We start from the raw sequence: 1223 nt of genomic DNA on the forward strand, positions 1-1223 counted from the left end.
TGGGGTTCTACCCCGTTACTGCGGACACTTCTGAAAAGAGGCACAATGTGCCAAAGGAGTGTTCATGACCCAACGCAGAAGATACAGCGCCGAGTTCAAGCGTGAGGCTATAGCCCTGACCCGTCAGCCCGGTGTGAGCTGTCGCCAGGTAGCCTTAGAGATCGGGGTGAACCCTAACGTGTTGTCTCGCTGGCGGCGTGAAGCCGATGAGGGATCCGACAAGGCCTTTAAGGGATCAGGTTCCCCTAGGGATGAGGAAGTGGCTCGCCTGAAACGGGAACTGGCGCGGGTTAAAAAGGAGCGCGATTTTTTGCGCGAAGCGGCAGTGTTCTTCGCCAAAGAGTCGTCCTGAAGTATCAGGCAATCCTGCACTGTCGCAATGACTTTCCAATACGATTAATGTGTCGATGCCTGAAGGTGTCAGCCAGTGGTTATTACGCTTGGGCGTCGAACCCTACTTCAGACAGGGATAAAGCGAATCAGCGCCTATTAGCTCGTATTCGCGAGATCCACGCAGATAGTGGCGGCATAATCGGCGCACCACGGATGCAAGAGGACCTGGTCGCTGAAGGACAATCTGTCAGCCTGAATCGGGTTGCCCGGTTGATGTCAGCGAATGGCCTACAGGGTTGGCCGAGGAAGAAACGACGCGGCATGCGCAGACCTTCCTTACGCCCAGCAGGCATTCGAAATCACTTGGAGCGTGATTTCACCGCTCTTGAGCCGAATACCAAGTGGGTGACGGATATTACGGAGATCGCCACGCAGGAAGGCAAACTCTACCTGTGTGTGGTCCTCGATCTGTTCAGCAAGCTGGTCGTGGGATGGTCGATGCACCACCGCCAAGATCGGCACATGGTGGTTCGAGCGGTCGAGATGGCTGTTTGGCAACGTCAGGTTTCAACGCCTGTGATATTGCACTCAGATCGGGGGACCCAATTTACCAGTGGAGACTTTCAGCGCTGCCTGGTCCGAAACAATCTGGTGAGCAGTATGAGTGCTGTTGGCCACTGCGGTGATAACGCAGCCTGCGAAGGCTTCTTCGGTATGCTCAAGCGGGAACGCATTCACCACTGCCATTATCGGACTCAGGACGAAGCCCGCAGTGACATATTCGATTACATCGAGCGGTTTCATAATCCCAGGATGCGGCGTAGAGTCGCTGCTCAGGATTTGAAACTATCCGCCGTTTTAAAACCGTCCGTGGAAACGGGGTAGAACCC

1 protein-coding gene is annotated in these 1223 nt (G+C 54.9%); it reads left to right on the plus strand.

The window, feature by feature from the left end; all coding sequences use genetic code 11:
- The first annotated feature begins 64 nt into the window (after positions 1-64).
- Positions 65-1218 (plus strand): IS3 family transposase gene (locus tag C4S72_RS25565; protein ID WP_104006041.1). Its coding sequence is split into 2 segments (ribosomal slippage): positions 65-305 and positions 305-1218, totalling 1155 coding nucleotides; the frame shifts between segments, so codons are not numbered across the junction.
- Positions 1219-1223: the final 5 nt, after the last annotated feature.

The sequence above is a fragment of the Marinobacterium lutimaris genome (genome assembly GCF_900108065.1).
In the GTDB taxonomy this organism is placed as follows: Bacteria; Pseudomonadota; Gammaproteobacteria; order Pseudomonadales; family Balneatricaceae; genus Marinobacterium_D; species Marinobacterium_D lutimaris.